General features: G+C 71.7%; 15 protein-coding genes. 8 read left to right on the top strand and 7 right to left on the bottom strand.

What is annotated here, in order from left to right; genetic code table 11:
* Window positions 1-172 precede the first annotated feature (172 nt).
* Window positions 173-967 (top strand): methyltransferase, encoded by a 795-nt coding sequence (locus ACZ6D7_RS04230; RefSeq protein WP_469483236.1) that lies wholly within the window; start codon window positions 173-175, stop codon window positions 965-967.
* Window positions 968-1,034: 67 nt separating this feature from the next.
* Here ACZ6D7_RS04230 and ACZ6D7_RS04225 read toward each other — a convergent pair whose 3' ends face one another.
* The 5 genes from ACZ6D7_RS04225 to ACZ6D7_RS04205 form a co-directional block, all read right to left on the bottom strand.
* The gene (locus ACZ6D7_RS04225) at window positions 1,035-1,997 is read right to left on the bottom strand and encodes a carbohydrate kinase family protein (RefSeq protein ID WP_469484529.1); all 963 of its coding nucleotides are present in this window, start codon (window positions 1,995-1,997) and stop codon (window positions 1,035-1,037) included.
* A 167-nt stretch (window positions 1,998-2,164) separates the two neighbouring features.
* Complete coding sequence (locus ACZ6D7_RS04220; protein WP_469484526.1) at window positions 2,165-3,070, bottom strand: pseudouridine-5'-phosphate glycosidase; 906 nt, start codon at window positions 3,068-3,070, stop codon at window positions 2,165-2,167.
* Window positions 3,071-3,219: 149 nt separating this feature from the next.
* On the bottom strand, window positions 3,220-4,527 hold the full coding sequence (locus ACZ6D7_RS04215) for an MFS transporter (RefSeq protein ID WP_469484523.1): 1,308 nt from the start codon (window positions 4,525-4,527) through the stop codon (window positions 3,220-3,222).
* Between the two features lie 130 nt (window positions 4,528-4,657).
* On the bottom strand, window positions 4,658-5,212 hold the full coding sequence (locus ACZ6D7_RS04210; RefSeq protein WP_469483234.1) for a methylated-DNA--[protein]-cysteine S-methyltransferase: 555 nt from the start codon (window positions 5,210-5,212) through the stop codon (window positions 4,658-4,660).
* 101 nt (window positions 5,213-5,313) lie between these two features.
* On the bottom strand, window positions 5,314-6,186 hold the full coding sequence (locus ACZ6D7_RS04205; protein WP_469483232.1) for a glycerophosphodiester phosphodiesterase: 873 nt from the start codon (window positions 6,184-6,186) through the stop codon (window positions 5,314-5,316).
* A gap of 272 nt (window positions 6,187-6,458) precedes the next feature.
* On the opposite strand from ACZ6D7_RS04205, the gene ACZ6D7_RS04200 reads away from it, so the two are divergent.
* From ACZ6D7_RS04200 to ACZ6D7_RS04170, 7 genes are all read left to right on the top strand, one after another.
* Window positions 6,459-7,322 (top strand): MHYT domain-containing protein, encoded by an 864-nt coding sequence (locus ACZ6D7_RS04200; protein ID WP_469483230.1) that lies wholly within the window; start codon window positions 6,459-6,461, stop codon window positions 7,320-7,322.
* A 40-nt stretch (window positions 7,323-7,362) separates the two neighbouring features.
* Window positions 7,363-9,510 (top strand): excinuclease ABC subunit UvrB, encoded by a 2,148-nt coding sequence (gene uvrB / locus ACZ6D7_RS04195; RefSeq protein WP_469483228.1) that lies wholly within the window; start codon window positions 7,363-7,365, stop codon window positions 9,508-9,510.
* A 165-nt stretch (window positions 9,511-9,675) separates the two neighbouring features.
* A complete protein-coding gene (locus ACZ6D7_RS04190; RefSeq protein WP_469483226.1) occupies window positions 9,676-10,254 on the top strand; it encodes a TerD family protein in 579 nt (192 codons plus the stop codon).
* A 58-nt stretch (window positions 10,255-10,312) separates the two neighbouring features.
* Window positions 10,313-12,349 (top strand): TerD family protein, encoded by a 2,037-nt coding sequence (locus tag ACZ6D7_RS04185; RefSeq protein ID WP_469483224.1) that lies wholly within the window; start codon window positions 10,313-10,315, stop codon window positions 12,347-12,349.
* A 224-nt stretch (window positions 12,350-12,573) separates the two neighbouring features.
* Window positions 12,574-13,575, top strand: coding sequence for a TerC/Alx family metal homeostasis membrane protein (locus tag ACZ6D7_RS04180; protein WP_469483221.1), 1,002 nt, complete (start codon window positions 12,574-12,576; stop codon window positions 13,573-13,575).
* Between the two features lie 127 nt (window positions 13,576-13,702).
* The gene (locus ACZ6D7_RS04175; protein WP_469483219.1) at window positions 13,703-14,017 is read left to right on the top strand and encodes a hypothetical protein; all 315 of its coding nucleotides are present in this window, start codon (window positions 13,703-13,705) and stop codon (window positions 14,015-14,017) included.
* A 52-nt stretch (window positions 14,018-14,069) separates the two neighbouring features.
* Window positions 14,070-15,170 (top strand): calcium:cation antiporter, encoded by a 1,101-nt coding sequence (locus ACZ6D7_RS04170; protein WP_469483217.1) that lies wholly within the window; start codon window positions 14,070-14,072, stop codon window positions 15,168-15,170.
* 73 nt (window positions 15,171-15,243) lie between these two features.
* Here ACZ6D7_RS04170 and ACZ6D7_RS04165 read toward each other — a convergent pair whose 3' ends face one another.
* The gene (locus ACZ6D7_RS04165; protein WP_469483215.1) at window positions 15,244-16,536 is read right to left on the bottom strand and encodes an MFS transporter; all 1,293 of its coding nucleotides are present in this window, start codon (window positions 16,534-16,536) and stop codon (window positions 15,244-15,246) included.
* A 94-nt stretch (window positions 16,537-16,630) separates the two neighbouring features.
* Window positions 16,631-17,677, bottom strand: coding sequence for a S66 family peptidase (locus tag ACZ6D7_RS04160; protein ID WP_469483213.1), 1,047 nt, complete (start codon window positions 17,675-17,677; stop codon window positions 16,631-16,633).
* Between the last annotated feature and the right edge of the window lie 78 nt (window positions 17,678-17,755).

Raw genomic sequence — 17,755 nt, 5'->3', positions numbered from 1 at the left:
AGGATTCCGCTTTGTTCCCGCCTGTGGACGACGGGGCGTCGAAGCGTTGGTGATACCGATTCCCGGCCCCTCCCGAACCGGGCCTCGGGGCGGCGTCTACCCCGCCTCCGGCGCGATCAATCCGGCCGCGTCGACCACCTCGGACAAGCCGGGCAACTGGGATGATCGCCGCATGACGCGAACCGACGGGTACCTCCTGGACAACGGGCAGACCGAGGCGGCCGAACGCTTCGACGCCTTCGCCGCCCTCTTCGACCCCACGACGTTCCGCCACCTCGAAGGGCTCGGTATCGGCCCCGGCTGGCGCTGCTGGGAGGTCGGAGCAGGCGGCACCTCCGTGGTGTCCTGGCTGGCCAAGAAGGTCGGGCCCACCGGCAAGGTCGTCGCGACCGACATCGACACCGGCCTGCTGTCCGCGGTTGCTCGCCCGCCGGTCGAGGTACGTGTCCACGACGTCGGCGCCGAGCAGCCGCCGGGCGAGGGCTTCGACCTGGTGCACGCCCGGCTCGTCCTCGTCCATGTCCCCGACCGGGACGGGGCGTTGCGATCGATGATCAAGGCCTTGCGGCCCGGCGGCCGCCTCCTCGTCGAGGACGGCGACCCCGCCCTCCAGCCTCTGATCTGTCCCGACGAGTACGGCCCCGAACAGCAGCTGGCCAACCGTCTGCGGCACGGCTTCCGCAAGCTGCTCGCCGACCGGGGCGCCGACCTCTGCTACGGCCGCAAGCTGCCGCGCCTGCTCCGCGAGGCAGGGCTGCGCCGCGTCGAGGCCGACGCCTACTTCCCCGTCAGCTCGCCCGCCTGCGCGACCCTGGAATCGGCGACGGTCCGCCAGATCCGCGAACGGCTCGTCACCGCCGGCCTCGCGACCGAGGACGACATCGACCGCCACCTGGCCAACGTGGCCTCGGGCAGCATGGACCTGGCGACGGCGCCGATGATCTCGGCGTGGGGGAGGAAGGGGTAAGGGTGCACTACGCGCACGCGCGTGCTGACGCCCTCACCCGGCGCGCTGGATCCGCTGGATCCGGCCCTCACCCGGCGCGCGCTGGATCCGCTGTCTCCGCCCTCCCGCCACCGGCCGAGGGGCCCGCGGACCTCGACTCGTCGCCCGCCACCGGCGGTCTGCCACCGACGCGTTCCACCGCCCGGGCCCCCGCCCGGCACCCCTCGGCCGCCGCGGCCGCGGGCCCGGCGCCCGCGAGCAGCGTGGCGAGGAAGGCGCCCGTGAAGGCGTCACCGGCGCCCGTGGTGTCCCGCGGTGTCGCGGGAGCCGGGGGGACATGGGTGAGTACGGCACCGTTCCGGGCCACCAGCGCGCCGTCCGCCCCCTGCTTCGCCACCACCAGCGGGACGTGGCGGCTCAACTCCGCCGCCGCGCCCGTGCCGTCCGGCAGCCCGGTGAGCAGACATGCTTCGTCACGGCTGGGCAGCAGCACGTCCACACCCTCGACGAGGGCCAGGAACCGCTCGACGCCCAGCTCCATCAGGAAGCCCGCCGACGCCGGATCGAGGCTGACCGGCACCTCACGCGCGCGTGCCGCCGCCACGGCCGTGCGGACCAGCGCCCGCCCGGTCGCGGAGAACAGCAGATAGCCCGACAGATGCAGCCGGCCGACCCCGTCCAGGAGACCGTCCGACCAGTCGCCGGGATCGAGGCGCAGGGACGCGCCGCTGTCGGTGAGGAAGGTCCGCTCGGCCGCGGCACCCGTGTCGACCAGGCAGATCACCGTCCCGGTCGGCGCCTGCGGATCGACGACGAGCCGGGGCCGCACCCCGCAGGCGGTCAGCTCCCGTTCGTGCCAGGCCGCGGCGTCCGCGCCCACCCGGCCGAGCAGCCGTACGTCCGGACACCCCCAGTGGGCCGCCCAGCACGCCACGTTGGCACCCGCGCCGCCCGGCAGGGTGCGGATCACGGCGGCCGTGTCCGTCCCCGAGGCCAGCGGTCCGCGATGCCGCGCGACGACATCCGTCACGACGTCCCCGACCACCAGCAACGCCCCGCCCGCGCTGGCCCCGCCCGCCTGGGCCGCATTCTCGCCGGTCCCGCCGGCCCCGCCTGCCCCGCCGACTCCGCCCGCGTCGCCCCCGTCCGCGTCGGCTGCACCCGGCTGCGGGCGGCCGCCCCGGCCGCGCCGTGCCGCCCCGGCCGGCCGCCGCCCGGTCACCCGCCGGCCCAAGCCGCCGCGATCCTCCCCGCCAGCCGTACATTTCCGCGCACCGCCGCCAGGTTGGCGCTCAGGGACGCCCCGTCGGTGTGCCGTACCAGGTAGTCGAGCAGGAACGGCGTGACGCCCTGGCCGGTGATGCCCTCCGCCTCGCACGCGTGCAGCGCGTCGGCGAGCACGCGTGCGTGCAGCGCCGGGTCCAGTTGCTCCTCCTCGGGCACCGGGTTGGCCACGATCAGCGCCGACTCCGGCACGTCCAGCGCGTCCTGGGCCCGCATCACCTCGGCCACCTGCTCCGGGGACTCCAGCGTCCAGTCCACCGGATGCCCCGAGTCGGAGAGATAGAAGCCGGGGAAGCGGTCCGTGCCGTATCCGGCGACGGCCACACCCAGCGTCTCCAGTCGCTGAAGGGTCGCCGGAACGTCCAGGATCGACTTCACGCCCGCGCACACCACTGTGATCCGCGTGCGCGCCAGCAGGCCGAGGTCGGCCGACTCGTCCTGCGTGACCGTCCACTCCCGGTGCACACCGCCGAGCCCGCCCGTCGCGAACACCCGCACACCCGCCAGCGCGGCCAGGAGCGCCGTCGCCGAGACGGTGGTCGCCCCGCTCGCGCCGGAGGCCACCGCCAGCGGCAGGTCACGATGGCCCAGCTTGCGGATCCCGTCCTCGTTGGCGACTCGTTCCAGCTGCTCCTTGTCCAAGCCGACATGGGGCCGCCCGTCGAGCACGGCGATCGTCGCCGGTACGGCGCCCTGCTCACGGACGACCGCCTCCAGCTCCAGCGCCACCTGGAGATTGCGCGGGCGAGGCAGCCCGTGCGCGATGATCGTGGACTCCAGGGCCACCACGGGTCGACGCGCGTCGACCGCCTCCCGTACCTCTTCCGACACCACCAGCACCACGCCTGCCTCCTGTCCGTCGGTCTTCCTTCATCCCTGGCGAGCGCCGCACCGGGTCAAACCCCCGCGCCCTGTGGGAGACACCACCGGCGCGCGACGCATGGGAGACACCCCTGGCCGAGGGAGGCAGGACGGGAGAAGCGCGGCTCTCAGCCGCCCGCGGCCGCCTCGCCCGCCACAGCGTCTCCTGCCATCGCTTCGCCCGCCACGGAGTCCCCTCCCGCCGCCTCGCTCGCCTTCGTACCGCCTCTGCCCCGCGTGAACAGCACCAGAACGGCCAGCGGCACGAGCAGACAGGCCGCCGCCAGGTTCAGCCACGCGTAGCTCGCCTTCGCCACCACCAGCCCGGCGATCGCCCCTCCGATCCCGGCCGAGGTGTTCATCGTGAGGTCGGATATCCCCTGCGCTGCCGCCCGCGCCGACTGCGGAACCGCGTCCGTCAGCAGCGCGGAGCCGGACACGAGCCCGGCCGACCAGCCGAGGCCGAGCACGAAGAGCCCGGCGGCGGTCTGCCCGTGACTGCCGCCCGCCGTTCCGGCCAGGAACAGCGCACAGGCCAGCAGCCCTGCCGCGAGCCCCGTCACGGACAGCCGCCCCACCCGGTCCGAGAGCCGGCCCATCAGCGGGGCGAACGCGTACATGCCGGCGATGTGCCCGCTGATGACCAGCCCGATGAGATCGATGCCCGCCCCGTGGTGGGCGAGGTCGATCGGGGTCATCGACATCACGGAGACCATCGCCGTGTGCGACACGGTCACCGTCACCAGGGCGAGCCGGGCGCGCGGCGAGGCGGCGACGGCCGACAACCCGGCGCGCAGGGAACGGGATCCGGGGGACCGCTCGTCCTCGGGCGCCAGCGCACGGGCGGTCAGCAGCGGGTCGGGGCGCAGCAGCACGGCCACCACGACCGCCGATATGACGAAGATCCCGGCCGCCCACAGGAACGGGCCCGCCGTCGCGGGTATCCCGAGACCGGCGACGCTGCGACCTGCGGGCGCGGCGATGTTCGGGCCCACGACCGCGCCGATGGTCGTCGCCCACACGACGGTCGAGATCGCCCGGGCCCGCCGCTCGGGCTCGGCCAGATCCGCGGCCGCGAACCGCGCCTGAAGGTTCGCCGACGAGGCAGCGCCGAAGGCCGCCATGCCGCCGAGCAGCAGCGGAAAGCTCCCGACCCGCGCGGCCACCACCACGAGCGCGGCCCCGAGGGCGCCGATGAGATAGGCCAGCACCAGCCCCGGCCGGCGCCCGCGCGCCGTCATCAGCGCGGCCAGCGGCATCGACAGCACGGCCGTCCCCGCGACGGTCGCGGTGGGCGCGAGCCCGGACAGCGCCTCGGTGCCGCTGATCTGATGGGCCAGGACGGTGGCCAGCCCGATGCCGATGGCGACGCCCAGCCCGCCGAGGATCTGACTGGTGACCAGCACCGCGGTCGTACGACGCCGCAGCCCCGGCATCAGCTCGGCGCTGACGGGCGCCGCACCGGCGCGCTCGACGGCGGTCACCGCCGGCACCCCGCCGCTCCGCGTCCGTACCGAAGGATGGTGAGTGTGGTCACCGGCGCGGTCTCCCCCCCCCGTCGAATGTTCAGAACAGCGGCTCGGGCAGTACCCCTTCCAGCGCGAGCAGCTTCCGCTTGGTCTCCAGGCCGCCCCCGAACCCGCCGATGCCGCCGTCGCTCTCGACGACCCGGTGGCAGGGAACCACGACCGGCAGCGGATTGGCACCCATCGCCGTTCCCACGGCCTGGGCCGCCCCCGGCTGCCCCACCCGCTTGGCCAGATCGCCGTAGCCGACGACCGCCCCGTACGGAACGCCGGACGCCAGCTCGCGCAGCACCTGCCGGTTGAAGCCCGAGATCAGGGACCAGTCCAACGGCAGCTCGAAGTCGCGTCGATCCCCCGCGAAGTAGGCGTCGACCTGCCGTATCGCCTCGGCCAGCAGAAGGGAGCCGGGTGCCTCGACCGGCTCCGTGCCGAGCCGGTCCGCGAGCCGGGCGAGAGCCTTGTCCCGGACCGCGTCGGTGGCGTGGAAGACGACGTTGACCACACCCTCGCGGGTCGCGGCCAGCAGCAGCGGACCGATGTCGGTGCCGACGACGGCCCACACGACCTGCTGCTCGTTCTGCCCATGGCTGCTCATGCGATCCACCGTACGGCCTGCCACTGACAACGCCCCCGCCCCGGGCACGGGGCCCCTCCCCGGACGGCCGCCCGACATCAGCGGCGATGCCCGGCCGGATGTCAGGAGCAGTACACGGCCCGCCGGACCACGTCCGGCTTGTTGGTGATGATGCCGTCGACGCCGTACCCGGCGACGGTCCGGGCGGCGGGAGCGTCGTCAACGGTCCAGGCGAAGACCTCCAGCCGCCTGCCGTGCGGCCCGGTGAGCGCGTGCACGGCGTCGACGTAGGACCGGGACAGTGTGCTGTGCGACGGGTTGACCAGGTCGGCGAAGCCCGCGTACGAGGGCAGGTCCGCCACGGGCGGCGTACCGAGCAGGCCGATCCGCACCGCCGGCTTCAGATCGTGGACGGTGCGCAGACTTCCCGCGCTGAAGCTCTGCACGATCAGCCGGCCGGACACGTGCCGCCGGTCGAGCCAGCCCTCGTTGCTCAGCAGCTTGAGGGTCTGCGCCTCGATGCCCGGGTACAGGCCGGGGTTCTTGATCTCCAGGAGCAGCTTCTGGTGGTTGCGCTCCACCCGGTCCACGTACTCCTTCAGCGTCGGCACGCGCGTGCCGACATAGGCCGGCCCGAGCCAGCTGCCCGCGTCCAGCCGCGCGATCTCGGCTGCGGTGAAGTCCTTCACCTTCCAGGGGGCACGGCCGGGAAAGACGTCCTCGACGTCGGTCGTACGGCTCAGACTGTCGTCGTGGATCACCACCAGCTCGCCGTCCCGGGTGCGCTGGACGTCGTTCTCCACCCAGGCGATGCCCCGGGAGGCGGCCTCGTCGACGGCGGCCAGGGTGTTCTCGGGGGCGTACGCGGAGGCACCCCGGTGGGCGATCACCGTGGGCCGGGCCGCGATGCCCGCCCGGGCGTCGGGGACGGGCAGCAGGAGAGCGGCGGTGCCCAGGAGCGCGGTGGTCGTGGCGGCAACTGCGCGCGCGTGCATGTGCACTCCTCGTGTCGAGCGATCACGTACGGCTCAACTGTGACAGCACAGAGTCAACGACGGGGGGAGTACGGGATGGCCACGGAATGAAAGGTGAGGCCCGAGCCTGCTCACCGGTGCCGCACATGTGGGGCAAGGGCGTGTTTCTTTGCCGGAAAATCGTTCGACCATTCCGGTGGCAGTCATACTCTCTCTCAGCCTTGACCGCTCGCGCGGTCCTGGGGAGGGGCGCGTCAGGGACAACCGGCAACAGGGCGGAAGGGCAGCCGCGCATGCAAGGCACGGTCGACGGATTCAGCTACGGACTCGTCACACCGCTGGTGGCCTACGTCATGGCCTGCCTCGGTGGCGCCCTGGGCCTGCGCTGCACGACCAGAGCCCTGCTCGTCGCCCACTCCTGGCGCCCCGGATGGCTCGCCCTCGGCTCGGCGGCGATCGGCTCCGGGATCTGGACGATGCACTTCATCGCGATGATGGGCTTCACCATCCAGGACGCCCCGATCCACTACGACAAGCCGACGACCTACGCCAGCCTCGGCGTCGCCATCGTCATGGTCGGCGTCGGGATCTTCATCGTCGGCTACCGGGGAGCGACCGGGACCGCCCTGTTCACCGGGGGCACCATCACCGGACTGGGCATCGCCTCGATGCACTACCTGGGCATGGCCGGCATGCGCTTCAACGGCAAGCTGGAGTACAACACGTTCACCGTGGCCATGTCCGTCGCCATAGCCATGGCCGCCGCGACCGCCGCCCTGTGGTCCGCGGGACAGGTCAGGGGTTTCCTGTGGAGCGTGGGCGCCAGCCTCGTCATGGGACTCGCCGTGACCGGCATGCACTACACGGGCATGGCCGCCGTGAACGTCCATCTGCACACCGGCGCCCCCACCCCGGGCGACTCGCCCGCCGCCCTCCTCGCGCCGATGCTGATCGGCCCCTTCGCCTTCCTCTGCCTCGCGGGCGTCGTCGTGCTCTTCGACCCGCTGATGGTCATGGGCAAGCCCGACTGGACCCCCGTCGAGCACAAGCCCGGCGTCCCGGCCCACCAGCCGTCCGCGCACACCCCGCGCCGCGCCCAGCTCCGGACCCGCCGGAAGGTCGCCCACAGCGAGTCCCGGACCCCGCAGAACCGCTGATCCGACCCCGTTGTCAGTGGGGGGTCGTACGGTGGATGGCATGCGGCCCGTTTCCCAGATCGAACGCACGGTGGCGCCCTTCGAGGTCGTCAGTCCGTACCAGCCCAACGGCGACCAGCCGGCGGCCATCGCCGAGCTGGCCCGGCGCGTCGGGGGCGGCGAGAAGGACGTCGTCCTGCTCGGCGCGACCGGCACCGGCAAGTCCGCCACCACCGCGTGGATGATCGAGAAGCTCCAGCGCCCCACCCTGGTGATGGCACCGAACAAGACCCTGGCCGCCCAGCTGGCGAACGAATTCCGGGAACTGCTGCCGAACAACGCGGTCGAGTACTTCGTCTCGTACTACGACTACTACCAGCCCGAGGCGTACGTCCCGCAGTCGGACACCTACATCGAGAAGGACTCCTCGATCAACGAGGAGGTCGAGCGGCTGCGCCACTCCGCCACCAACTCCCTGCTCACCCGGCGGGACGTCGTCGTGGTCGCCTCCGTCTCCTGCATCTACGGCCTCGGCACCCCGCAGGAGTACGTGGACCGCATGGTCCCCCTCAAGGTCGGCGAGGAGATCGACCGGGACGAGCTGCTGCGCCGCTTCGTGGACATCCAGTACACGCGCAACGACCTGGCGTTCACCCGCGGCACCTTCCGGGTGCGCGGCGACACCATCGAGATCTTCCCGGTCTACGAGGAGCTGGCCGTCCGCATCGAGATGTTCGGCGACGAGATCGAGGCCCTCTCCACGCTGCATCCGCTGACCGGCGAGATCATCAGCGACGACGAGCAGCTGTACGTCTTCCCGGCCTCCCACTACGTCGCGGGACCCGAGCGCCTGGAGCGGGCCGCCAACGACATCGAGAAGGAACTGGGCGAGCGCCTGGCCGAACTGGAGAAGCAGGGCAAGCTCCTGGAGGCCCAGCGGCTGCGGATGCGCACCACGTACGACCTGGAGATGCTCCGCCAGATCGGCTCCTGCTCCGGCGTCGAGAACTACTCGATGCACTTCGACGGCCGCCTCCCCGGCTCCCCGCCGAACACCCTGCTCGACTACTTCCCGGACGACTTCCTGCTCGTCATCGACGAGTCCCATGTCACCGTCCCGCAGATCGGCGCCATGTACGAGGGCGACGCCTCCCGCAAGCGCACCCTCGTCGACCACGGCTTCCGCCTGCCCTCCGCCCTCGACAACCGGCCCCTGAAATGGGAGGAGTTCCAGGAGCGCATCGGGCAGACCGTCTACCTGTCGGCGACACCCGGCAAGTACGAGCTCTCCCGCGGGGACGGCGTCGTCGAGCAGATCATTCGTCCCACCGGCCTCATCGACCCGGAGGTCGTCGTCAAGCCCACCGAGGGCCAGATCGACGACCTGGTGCACGAGATCCGTCTCCGGGTGGAGAAGGACGAGCGCGTCCTGGTCACCACGCTCACCAAGAAGATGGCCGAGGACCTCACGGACTACTTCCTGGAACTGGGCATCCACGTGCGCTATCTGCACAGCGACGTCGACACCCTGCGCCGCATCGAGCTGCTGCGCGAACTGCGCGCCGGCGAGTTCGACGTGCTGGTCGGCATCAACCTCCTGCGGGAGGGCCTCGACCTGCCCGAGGTGTCCCTGGTGGCGATCCTCGATGCCGACAAGGAGGGCTTCCTGCGCTCCGGCACCTCGCTGATCCAGACCATCGGCCGAGCCGCGCGCAATGTCTCCGGCCAGGTCCACATGTACGCCGACAAGATCACCCCGGGTATGGAGCGGGCCATCGAGGAGACCAACCGCCGCCGCGAGAAGCAGGTCGCCTACAACACGGCGAACGGCATCGACCCGCAGCCGCTCCGCAAGAAGATCAACGACATCGTCGCCCAGATCGCCCGCGAGGAGGTCGACACCGAGCAGCTGCTCGGCAGCGGCTACCGCGCGAAGAAGGACGGCCGGGGCACCAAGGCCCCGGTGCCGTCGCTCGGCGACAAGGCGGCCAAGGGAGCGAAATCCGCCAAGTCCGCCAAGGGGAAGGCCAAGGAGACGGTTCCGACTGACCGCCCCGCGGCCCAACTCGCCGAACAGATCGAGGAGATGACGGAGCGCATGCGGGCCGCCGCCGCCGATCTCCAGTTCGAGGTTGCCGCCCGGCTGCGTGACGAGGTCTCCGAGATGAAGAAGGAACTGCGTCAGATGAAGGAGGCGGGTCTGGCCTGACGGCCCGGCCCGGACGGATGCTGTGCCAGGGCTCCGCACGCGCTGTGTTGCAAGACCGACACAAATTGCGGGCCTGGGTACGGCACTGTCAGTGCCCTTGCGTAGGGTTTTGGACAACCGCGGGCGCCGCGGCAACAGGGGACAGTTCGAGAGGGGAATCAGCGCGTGACCGTCAACATGACCAAGGGTCAGGCCATCAGTCTGCAGAAGAGCGACGGCGGCAGCCTGACCGCGGTGCGCATGGGTCTCGGCTGGCAGGCGGCCCCCCGGCGCGGCCTGTTCGGCTCCCGCACCCGCGAGATCGACCTCGACGCCTCCGCCGTGCTCTTCGCGGACAAGCAGCCGGTCGACGTCGTCTTCTTCCGCCACCTGGTGAGCGACGACGGCTCGGTCCGCCACACCGGTGACAACCTGGTCGGCGGTGTCGGTCAGGGCGGCGACGACGAGGCGATCCTCGTCGACCTCGCGCGCGTCCCGGTCCACATCGACCAGATCGTCTTCACCGTGAACTCCTTCACGGGCCAGACGTTCCAGGAGGTGCAGAACGCGTTCTGCCGTCTGGTCGACGAGACCAACGGCCAGGAACTGGCGCGCTACACGCTCGCCGGCGGCGGCGCCTACACCGCCCAGATCATGGCCAAGGTGCACCGGGTCGGCACGGGCTGGAACATGACGGCCCTCGGCACCCCGGCCAACGGCCGTACCTTCCAGGACCTGATGCCGGCGATCCTGCCGGCGCTCTGAGGCGGCCGGGCGCACGCCACTCGACAACACCACACGCGACACAGGGGGACGACAGGCGATGACGGCCGAGCTGGTGCGGGGGCAGAACCACCCGCTCTCCCAGACCCGCCTCGAGATCAGGGTCTCGGCCGCCACGCCGATCGTGGCCGCGGCGACACTCAGCGACGAGAGCGGCAGGGCGCAGAGCGTCGAGTGGGTCGCCCACCCGGGCGCGCCCACTCTGCCGGGCCTGGAGGTCTCCCGGCAGGCCGCCGCGGACCACCGCCTCGCGGTGGACCTGGACGCCGTGTCCGCGGCCGTGCACCGCGTCAGCGTCCTGCTCGCCCTGCCCCTGGGTGTCGGCGGGCCGGTCTGCTTCGGCTCGGCCGCCGTCCCCTTCGTCGCGGTCACCGGCCTCGACGGCACCGAGGTCGCCAGCTACACGATCACCGGTCTGGACGCCGAGTCGGCCGTGGTCGCGCTGGAGCTGTACCGCCGTCAGGGCGCCTGGAAGGTGCGGGCCGTCGGCCAGGGCTACGCGGGCGGTCTCGCGGAGCTGCTCACCGACCAGGGCCTGCCGCAGGCGCATCAGCTCGCGACCGCCATCAACGAGGCCGTCGTCGAGGGCCTGGCCCGCTCGGTACCGGCCCCTCCGCCGCGCACCCCCGAGGGTGACCGCTCCCGGCAGACGGCCACCTCGGCCCTCGGCCCGGACCAGAGCGGCTCGCCGTTCGGCACCCAGGGCGCCTCAGGTCCGTACGCGGGCGCGCAGGGCGCCACCAGCCCCTACGGCGGTTCCCAGAGCCCGCAGGGCCCCGCGGGCCCGGACGGCGCCACCTCGGCCGCGGACCCGTCCGCCACCCAGCCGACGTCACCGGCCGCGCCCACCTCCGGCGGCCCGATCGACTACAGCCATCCGCGCCGGCAGAACGCGGCCCCGCCGCCGCCCCCGCCCACCGCACCCCCGGCCCAGCCGGGGCAGCCCGCCAGGCCCGTCGCCGGGGACGCGACCGGCTGGTCCATGGAGGAGCGGCTCTACAACCAGGTCTGGGGCATGTTCGAGGACCTGGCGCGCACCACGGCCGCCTACCGCAGCGCGGTGGACTTCGCCGACACGCGTCTGGAGAAGGAGCTGGACCAGGTCCTGTCCGACCCGCGCAGCCGTATCGGCGGCCAGGGCGACGCCGCGCGGGAGACCGCCCAGGCCAAGCACGTTCAGCTCGTCGACCAGGCCCGCGAGGCCCTGGAGCGCGACCTCGCCCAGCTCACGGCCGAGGTCGACGTCGTCGAACCGGCGCTGCCCGTGGCGTACGCCCGCTGGGACAACCCGGCCTGGCACGCCTACCGGGTGCCCATGGAGATGCCCATGGCGCTGCGCCTCGGGGACCTCCAGCTGCCCGAGAGCGATCCGCTGCGCATCCCGATGCTGGTCCGGCTCCCGCTCGAACGCGGTCTGTGGATCGACAGCGGGCGTACGGCCGCGTCCGACGGGTCGTTCGCGGACTCCCACGAGTTGCGGCACCTCGCCATGGAGTCGGCCGTGGCGCACACCGCCCGGCTGCTGGCCGTGCATCCGGCGGACGAGTTCACCGTCCATGTCATCGACCCGGCCGGTTCCGGCGCGCAGGCGCTCGCGCCGCTGGTGCGGACCGGCGTGCTCGCGGCCCCGCCCGCCGCCGGCGCCGCCGGTGTGGCGGACGTCCTGGCGCGGCTCACCCAGCGCGTCGACCTGGTGCAGATGGCGGTGCGCGGCGGCGCGGCCGACGCGCTCCCGCCCGGCTTCGACATCTCCCAGCAGCTCCTGGTCGTCAACGACTTCCCGCACGGCTTCGACGACCGCGCGGTGAACCAGCTGCGCTATCTCGCGGACGAGGGCCCGGCCGTCGGCGTCCACCTGATGATGGTGGCCGACCGGGAGGACTCCAGCGCCTACGGGCCGTTGCTCGACCCGCTGTGGCGCGGCCTGCTGCGGCTGACGCCGGTGCCCGACGACCACCTCGCCGACCCCTGGGTGGGGCACGCCTGGACGTTCGAACCGGCGCTCGTGCCGCCCGGCAGCCAGGTGCTCCAGCAGGTGCTCGCCCAGGTGGCCGCGGCCCGCGCCAAGTACAGGTAAAGCGCCCTGACCAGGTAATTTGATCCACCCTTTGCCAATCTCTTTACTGTTCCTTGGTGATTGGGGTATTGTCTTCCGTGCGGAGGGGAGTACTCCCTGACTGCGGCGTTCCCGTCAATACGGATCAGGCCAGATCCCGGGACGTCGGCCCATCACATGTGGGTGGAAGAGACCTCCGGCAGCGACGACGCTGACTTATGCCGTTACGTACTGCCGGAGGCGCAGTGGATGTTTCCCTGACCCTGTGGGTCCTGACCATCGTGGGCCTTGCCGCCCTGATCGCGGTCGACTTCTTCATCGGCCGCAAGCCGCACGACGTGTCCATCAAGGAAGCGGGCATCTGGACGGTCGTCTGGATCGCCCTGGCCGGGCTCTTCGGTCTCGGTTTGCTCGTCTTCGGCGGCGGCCAGCCCGCCGGCGAGTTCTTCGCGGGCTTCATCACCGAGAAGTCGCTGAGCGTCGACAACCTCTTCGTCTTCGTCCTGATCATGGCGAAGTTCGCGGTCCCGTCGCAGTACCAGCAGCGGGTCCTGCTCGTCGGCGTCCTCATAGCCCTGGTCCTGCGAGCGATCTTCATCGCCGCGGGCGCCGCGATCCTCGCCAACTTCGCCTGGGTCTTCTACCTCTTCGGCGCCTTCCTGATCTGGACCGCCTGGAAGCTCATCCAGGAGGCCCGGGCCGACGAGGAGGACGAGGAGTTCGAGGAGAACAAGCTGCTCAAGGCCGCCGAGCGCAGGTTCGGTGTCGCCGACCGCTACCACGGCACCAAGCTGTGGATCGAGCAGAACGGCAAGCGGGTCATGACCCCGATGCTGGTCGTGATGCTCGCGATCGGCACCACCGATGTGCTCTTCGCCCTCGACTCGATCCCCGCGATCTTCGGCCTCACGCAGGACCCGTACATCGTCTTCACGGCCAACGCGTTCGCCCTCATGGGCCTGAGGCAGCTGTACTTCCTCATCGGCGGCCTGCTGAAGAAGCTGGTCCACCTCAGCTACGGTCTGTCGGTCATCCTGGGCTTCATCGGCGTCAAGCTGGTGCTGCACGCCCTGCACGAGTCGGGCGTCCATGTCCCGGAGATCAGCATCCCCGTCTCCCTCGGCGTGATCTGCGCCGTGCTGATCGTGACCACGATCACCAGCCTGCGCGCCTCGAAGAAGCAGGCGGCGGCCGAGGCGGCGCAGTCCGCGAGTGAAGGCGCTCCGAAGGACAGCATCGGGGCCTGACCACGGACGACGTAGGAACAACCACCCCCGGGAGCGGTGCGCGGCTGATTGCCGGGCGCCGCTCCCGGTGCTTCCTTGGGTGCGGGGCGTTTCCAGCGCGGAACGCCACGACAGGGTGGAGGCAGTCGTGGGTGCATCGACGAAGTTCGTGCAGATCATCGAGTTCGAGACCGACCGCATCGAGGAGATGCGGGCCCTGGCCGACGACACGGACCAGCGGCTCTCGGACCGCTCCGGCGGCCCCTCGTACCGACTGGTCCTGAAGGACCGCAATCAGCCGAACCGCTACCTCGTACTCGTCGAGTTCGCCTCCTACGAGGAGGCCATGCGCAACAGCGAGGACCCCGAGACGAGCAAGTTCGCCGAGCAGATGGCCGTCCTCTGCACCAGGCCGCCGGTCTTCACCGACTGCGACGTCGAGGACACGACCACCTTCGGGTAACAGCCGCACGGCCGGAGTGCGAAGGCCATACGGCTCTGCGACGATCGCTCCCATGATCGCTCGGCTCAGGTCGCTCACCACCCGGTGGACGTCCCTCGTGCCGGTGCTCGCGGTCGTCCTGCTGGCTCTGACCTGGGGCCGAGACCTGCCAGGAGTGGTCGTCGCGCTGGCGACGCTGGTCCTCGCCGGAGCCGTACTGGCCGCCGTGCACCACGCGGAGGTCGTCGCCCACCGGGTCGGCGAACCCTTCGGCTCTCTCGTCCTCGCGATCGCCGTGACGATCATCGAGGTCGCCCTGATCGTCACCCTGATGGTGGACGGCGGCGACAAGACCTCGACGCTGGCACGGGACACAGTCTTCGCCGCCGTGATGATCACCTGCAACGGCATCGTCGGCCTGTGCCTCCTGGTCGCCTCCCTGCGCCACGGCACGGCGATCTTCAACCCCGAAGGCACCGGCGCCGCCCTGGCCACGGTCGCGACCCTGGCCACGCTCAGCCTGGTCCTGCCGACCTTCACGACCACCAAACCCGGCCCGGAGTTCTCCACCGTCCAGCTCACCTTCGCCGCGGTGTCCTCGCTGATCCTGTACGGACTGTTCGTGGCGACCCAGACCGTCCGGCACCGCGACTACTTCCTGCCGATCACCCGGGAGGGCGAGGTCATCACCGCGGACAGCCACGCCGACGCCCCGTCCGCCCGGACCGCCCAGGTCAGCCTCGGACTGCTCGGCCTGGCCCTGATCGGCGTGGTCGGCCTCGCCAAGGGGGTCTCGCCCACGATCGAGGACGGCGTGGAGGCGGCCGGCCTGCACCAGGCTGTCGTCGGCGTGGTCATCGCGCTCCTCGTGCTGCTCCCCGAGACGATCGCCGCCCTGCGCTCCGCCCGCCGCGACCGCGTACAGACCAGCCTCAACCTCGCCCTCGGCTCCGCGATGGCCAGCATCGGCCTGACCGTCCCCGCCGTCGCCCTGGCCTCCGTCTGGCTCTCCGGCCCGCTCGTCCTCGGCCTCGGCCCCACGCACATGGTCCTGCTCGCGCTCACCGTCGTGGTCAGCTCCCTGACGGTGGTGCCCGGACGGGCCACACCGTTGCAGGGCGGCGTCCACCTCGTGCTGTTCGCGGCGTACCTGGAGCTGGCGATCAACCCTTAGCGGCCGAAGAACAATCCACGACCTTTGGTGATCACTTCCCGGCCGTCGGCGATCATTCCCCGGCGTCGGACGGTCACTCCCCGGCGGTCGCCGGTCCCTCCATGACCGGCCGCACGGCCACCACCGGCACCGGTCGCGTCTCCGGCAGCAGGGCGAAACACCCCAGGCTGAGCAACGCGATCACGGTCAGGTACACGCCCACGCCCCACGGGACCCGCCCCGACTGCTCCGCGAGCGCCGTCGCCACGATCGGCGTGAGCGCGCCCCCGAGAACACCACCGAGGTTGTAGCCGACCGACGCGCCCGTGCAGCGCACCCGCGGCTCGTACAGCTCCGGCAGATAGGCCGCGATCACACCGAACATGGTGACGAACGAGATCAGCGCTCCGATCAGGCCCAGGAACATCGGCAGCGGCGCGCCCGTCGACAACAGCGCGACCATCGGGCACATCCACAGCGCCGCCGCAGCGCATCCGGCGAGGCACATCGGCCGCCGTCCGTAGCGGTCGCCGAGCATCGCCGCCACGGGTGTCAGCGCGCCCTTCACCACCACCGCGGACATGATGCAGGCCAGCATGACGGTCCGGCTCACCCCGAGCCGCTCGGTCGCGTACGCCAGGGACCAGGTCGTCACGGTGTAGAAGACGGCGTACCCGACCGCCAGCGCGCCGGCGGTCAGCAGGACCAGCCGCCAGTGGTCGCGCACGACCTCGGCGAGCGGCACGCGCGCGTGGTCGCCGATCTCCAGGAACCGCGGGCTCTCGGGGAGCGACGACCTGAGCCACAGCCCGAGCACGGCCAGCACCCCGGCCGCCCAGAACGGCACCCGCCACCCCCACTGCGCGAACTGCGCCTCGGTCAGCGTCGCCGACAGGACCAGCACCACCCCGTTGGCGAGCACGAAGCCCACCGCGGGCCCGACCTGGGGGAAGCTCGACCACAGCCCGCGCCGCCCGGCCGGCGCGTGCTCGACGGTGAGCAGCACCGCGCCGCCCCACTCCCCGCCGAGCCCCAGGCCCTGAAGGAAGCGCAGCGCGAGCAGCAGCAGGGGAGCGGCCGCCCCGATCGTGTCGTACGTCGGCACACAGCCGACGGCGACCGTCGACGCGCCGGTCAGCAGCAGGGAGACGACGAGGACCGGTCGGCGTCCGTGCCGGTCCCCGATGTGCCCGAAGAGCATCGACCCCAGCGGCCGCGCCACGAAGCCCACGCCGAACGTCCCGAACGCGGCCAGCGTTCCCGCCAGCGGCGAGAACGTCGGGAAGAACAGCGGCCCGAGGATCAGCGCGGCCGCGGTCCCGTAGACGAAGAAGTCATAGAACTCGATGGCCGTCCCGGCGAGGGAGGCGGCCGCGAGCCGCGGCATGGAGGGCGCCTTTACGGTGCGTACGTCGTGCATGCAGCGTCAACTACCCACGGTGACAGCCGGTTACGGGGGGCGCGCGGAGTGACGGGCGGGGTCAGTAGGTGACCGTGATGCGCCGCGCGGGGCCGTCGACGCGGACCGTCCCGCCGTACGGGATGACGAACTGCGGGTCCGTGTGGCCGAAGTCCACGTCGAAGACGGCCAGCGTGTCGGGGGCGTACTGCGCCAGCGCGCGCTCCACCGCCGCGCGCTGCTCGACGGCGTACCGGGCGGCCTCCTCCGGGCTGTTGGGGTGCTCGAAGGACCAGGTCTTGGCACGGCCCATCAGCAGCGCCGGGAAGCGCCGCAGCAGCCCGCGCTCACCCATGTTGCGCAGGATCCGGTAGACCTCCGTGGCGCTCGGCAGCTCCTCCGAGGTCTCCAGGAACAGCACGCCGCCGTCGTACACCGACGGGTCGCGCGCGATCTCGCGGTCGGCCATCAGCAGCCAGGAGAGGATCTCCAGGTTGCCGCCCCAACTGCGGCCCTCCACCACGCGGTCGGCGCCCCGCCAGGTCCAGCCGCCGCCCGGCCGGGTCTCCGGCTCCGCCTCGAAGGTCGCCGGGTCGGCCCAGTCGCGGTCGACGTCGTTCCAGTGCTCCACGGGCCGCAGTTCGTAGGGGCCCGAGGTGAACAGCGCGGCCCGCAGGGAGTGGGCGGTGAGCCGGTCCATGGCCACGGGCCGCCCGAGCTGGATCATCACGCTCGCGCCGTGGTAGCCGACGATCCCCGTGGTGTGGAGGAAGGCGAGCAGGTTGGTGTTGTCGCTCGTCCCGAAGAACGGCTTGGGGTGGGCCCGGATCAACTCCCGGTCCAGCAGCGGCAGCACGGTGATCTGGTCCTCGCCGCCGATCGACGCGATGACCGCCTTGACGTCCGGGTCGGCGAACGCCGCGTGGATGTCGTCCGCCCGCGCCTCGGGAGTCGCTCCCATCCTGCGCGTCGTCGGGTACTCGACGGGCTCCAGGCCGAAGTCCTTGCGCAGCCGTCGCAGACCGAGTTCGAACGGGTGCGGGAAGAGCCCGGGCAGGCCCGAGGAGGGCGAGAGGACGGCTATGCGGTCGCCGGGTGACGGCTTGGGCGGGTACACGGGCGTGGTCATGCCCGGAGGGTACGGGCTCTCGCCCCGCGGTTTCACCGTGATAAACCGGGTCCGAGCAGCGGTCCCGGACGGGCCGCC

Source organism: Streptomyces sp. NPDC041784 (assembly GCF_055591025.1).
The sequence above is the reverse complement of the archived record's forward strand: the minus strand, read 5'-3'. Positions and strand labels throughout refer to the sequence as shown.

Excerpts from the sequence above, each read along its gene's own strand:
- ACZ6D7_RS04230 (WP_469483236.1), top strand. The coding sequence starts at position 173 with ATGACGCGAACCGACGGGTACCTCCTGGACAACGGGCAGACCGAGGCG.
- ACZ6D7_RS04215 (WP_469484523.1), bottom strand. The coding sequence starts at position 4,527 with ATGCCGGGGCTGCGGCGTCGTACGACCGCGGTGCTGGTCACCAGTCAG.
- ACZ6D7_RS04210 (WP_469483234.1), bottom strand. The coding sequence starts at position 5,212 with ATGAGCAGCCATGGGCAGAACGAGCAGCAGGTCGTGTGGGCCGTCGTC.
- ACZ6D7_RS04205 (WP_469483232.1), bottom strand. The coding sequence starts at position 6,186 with ATGCACGCGCGCGCAGTTGCCGCCACGACCACCGCGCTCCTGGGCACC.
- ACZ6D7_RS04200 (WP_469483230.1), top strand. The coding sequence starts at position 6,459 with ATGCAAGGCACGGTCGACGGATTCAGCTACGGACTCGTCACACCGCTG.
- uvrB (WP_469483228.1), top strand. The coding sequence starts at position 7,363 with ATGCGGCCCGTTTCCCAGATCGAACGCACGGTGGCGCCCTTCGAGGTC.
- ACZ6D7_RS04185 (WP_469483224.1), top strand. The coding sequence starts at position 10,313 with ATGACGGCCGAGCTGGTGCGGGGGCAGAACCACCCGCTCTCCCAGACC.
- ACZ6D7_RS04170 (WP_469483217.1), top strand. The coding sequence starts at position 14,070 with ATGATCGCTCGGCTCAGGTCGCTCACCACCCGGTGGACGTCCCTCGTG.
- ACZ6D7_RS04165 (WP_469483215.1), bottom strand. The coding sequence starts at position 16,536 with ATGCCGCGGCTCGCGGCCGCCTCCCTCGCCGGGACGGCCATCGAGTTC.
- ACZ6D7_RS04160 (WP_469483213.1), bottom strand. The coding sequence starts at position 17,677 with ATGACCACGCCCGTGTACCCGCCCAAGCCGTCACCCGGCGACCGCATA.